This window comes from Halomonas sp. 707D4, assembly GCF_024158685.1.
Lineage (GTDB): Bacteria > Pseudomonadota > Gammaproteobacteria > Pseudomonadales > Halomonadaceae > Vreelandella.
In genome coordinates this window covers 1-2,666 of the sequence record NZ_JAMZBD010000422.1, presented here as the reverse complement: position 1 = coordinate 2,666, position 2,666 = coordinate 1, and the positions used below count along the sequence as shown (strand labels likewise).

Annotated in this window: 1 protein-coding gene and 2 pseudogenes; 1 reads left to right on the top strand and 2 read right to left on the bottom strand. The window is 68.5% G+C overall.

Annotated elements, in window-relative coordinates; genetic code table 11:
* Window positions 1-259, top strand: a pseudogene (locus BIS11_RS14665) (leucyl aminopeptidase); the annotation flags it as partial.
* A 62-nt stretch (window positions 260-321) separates the two neighbouring features.
* Here BIS11_RS14665 and BIS11_RS14660 read toward each other — a convergent pair.
* Together BIS11_RS14660 and BIS11_RS14655 are read right to left on the bottom strand one after the other, a co-directional pair.
* Window positions 322-2,085, bottom strand: coding sequence for a S8/S53 family peptidase (locus BIS11_RS14660; RefSeq protein WP_253425392.1), 1,764 nt, complete (start codon window positions 2,083-2,085; stop codon window positions 322-324).
* Window positions 2,086-2,182: 97 nt separating this feature from the next.
* A pseudogene (locus BIS11_RS14655) lies at window positions 2,183-2,666 on the bottom strand (allophanate hydrolase); the annotation flags it as partial.

Here is a 2,666-nt window from a genome sequence, read left to right as displayed (position 1 = left end):
GGGCTGGGGCATGAATCCGGACGCCAAGTGGCATCGCATGGTGCCCGGCGAGTTTCCCGGCGGCATGGGGATGGAACCGCGCAGCTTCTACGGCAACGTGATGTTCTCGACCGGCCCCAACAACGAGCTGGGCGGGCCCAACGACACCGCCTGCCACCTGGACATCCCGATGCGCGGCTGCTCCTTGTTCCTCGACGACGAGCCCATCGTCATCGACGGCGACATCGTGGTGAAGGAGATGCAGATGGCCCGCCGCTGAGGCGCTGCCCCCGCACAGGCGTCACCAAGGCACCCGCGGGTGCCTTTTTCGTGGGCGTGGTCTCAGCGCGCCCGCTCCAGGCTCTGCACCGTGAGATCCAGCGCCTTGTACATGTCGAGCCGGGCGGAGAGGCCGATGTCTGGATGTTCCAGGTCGTGGGCGCGCTCCGAGGGCAGGATCGGCGCGGTCAGGTCGTCCGCATCCGTGGGTTCGAAGTCGAACTCCTCGCCGATCGGCATCGCGCTTCGGCGCAAAAGGATGCGCAGCTGGGCCGGGGTGAGGGTCGGGTCGATCGACATCATGGCCGCCAGCAGCCCGGTGACCAGCGGGGTGGAGTAGGAGGTGCCACAGTGCGCGTTACCAAGCTCCCCCTCGGTGGCGGTGGAGCCGCGCACGCAGGCGGCGGCGGTGACGTCAACACGCATGTCGATGTTCGAAGCCTCGCGCTTGATCGCGTAGCGCGCATCGTCGACCGCCACGTCCTCATTGCTTCGCTCGTGGCCGCCCACCACGAACAGCTGGTCGGTGACGAAGGAGGAGGGCAGGCGGTAGTCGTCGCGTCCGGAGAACGACGAGGCGTTGCCGGCGGAGTTGACCACCACCACGTCCGGGTGCTTGCGGCGCAGCCACAGGAAGAACTCCTCGAGCAGCTCCTCGTAGCCGTCCATGGCGATGCCGGAGCGCACCAGCGAGTCGACCTCTTCGCCGTTGATATCGAGGGTGCCCACCCGGTGGATGCCCCAGCTCCAGTTGAGCAGCCGCGCGCCGTCCTCCACCAGATTGACCGAAGCGGCGATGTTGGCGGTGATGCCGGCATCAGAATTGCGATCGACGATCACGTCGAAGCCGGGGCCGACGCTGTCGAGCCCGCGCAGAAAGCCGCTGTTGCCGCCCTCGTTCCAGGCGGCGGCGAGGATGCCCGCCACCGTGGTGCCGTGGCCGCCGGGGTCGTCACCGTCCTTGGCGTAGACGCAGGTGCGGGTCGCCTCAGTACGGCAGTCGCCCAGGTAGTCGGCGAAGTCCGGGGCGTCGAAATCGACGTTGCGCTCGATCACGCCGATGCGCACCGGATGGGTGTCCACATCGCCATGCTCCCGGGAAAGGCGCCTCTGATAGAAGTTCACCGCGTCGAGAAAGCGGTTGGCCGCCCACTCCTGGTCGTGGGCCTCCGGCGGGGCGCTCGCCTCGCGCTCGATGCTCTCCTCGGCGTTGGTCTCCTCCACCACCACCGCATCCACGCTGACCTCGCTGCCCAGGCGTAGCACCAAGGCATCACGGGTATCGAGATCCCGGGCGGGCAGGCGCAGCTGGTAGGTGTTGAGCGGCGGGATCTGGCCGACCACCTCGGCGCCGTACTTGTCGGCCAGCCGACGCGCCTCCTCCAGGCCGTCGTACTCCTCTTCGATGATCAGGCTGATCAGATCGACGTAGCTCGCCACGCCGTCCTGGTTATCGGCGATCGCCTCGTCGCCGGCGGCGATCACGTGGCTGCCCCTGAGGCTCGCCCAGACCGGGTTGCTTTGCCGTCCGCCCTGGGACAGCCACAGCGGGCCGCTTGGGGTATCGCCATCGAGCGTGACGCGCAGCAATTGGTCCTGGCGTTCGATGCGCTCGGTGGCAAGCGTGGCGCCATCCAGGGTGACCTCGACGGCGCCCTCTTCGAGCCCCCGGGTGCGCAGGCAGAAGGTCGGGTGCTGCGCGTCGAGCAGATCGGCGCAGCGCTGGAAGAGCTCGATGCGAAGCGGCGTCTGAGCGGCGGCGGAAAGCGGGGCGAGCGTCAGCGCCAAAGCGGCGCCGAGCGGCAGAGCGAGCGGCTTGACGACCATGTCACGGTATCCTTTTCGGCCATGAAAGCCGACGAGCATAACCGTGACGGCTTAACCGAACATGAACGGCAGACGCCCCGCTGGCGCGGGGCATCGATTAGCTCCAGGCGCTGAGCTGGCGCCGGTGGTTCATCTGCGCCTGGGTGGCGCTGATCGGCGCAAGCCTTACCCGGGTGCCGGGCAGGCACTGGGCGAGCCGGGCGCAGGCGCCGGGGGTGAGCGCGCCGATGCGCGGATAACCGCCGATGGTCTGGCGGTCGTTCATCAGCACGATCGGCTGGCCGTCCGGCGGGATCTGCACTGCGCCCAGCGGAATGCCCTCCGAGACGATGCCGGTGAGCGTGCTTTGAAGCGGCGTGCCGGTCAGGCGAATGCCCATGCGATCGGCGCGCTGATCCACCGTCCACTGCTGATTGAAGGCCTGGTAGAGGCTGCGCCCGGCGAAGTGTGCCGCCTGGGCGCCGAGCACGAAGGACAGCGTGACGACGCCTTGCGCGGGCAGCGGCAGCTGAGCACTGCGCGGCAGCCACCGCGGGGTGGGGTCATTGCCGCGCCAGGTGAGCCGGTCGCCGGTCTTGAGC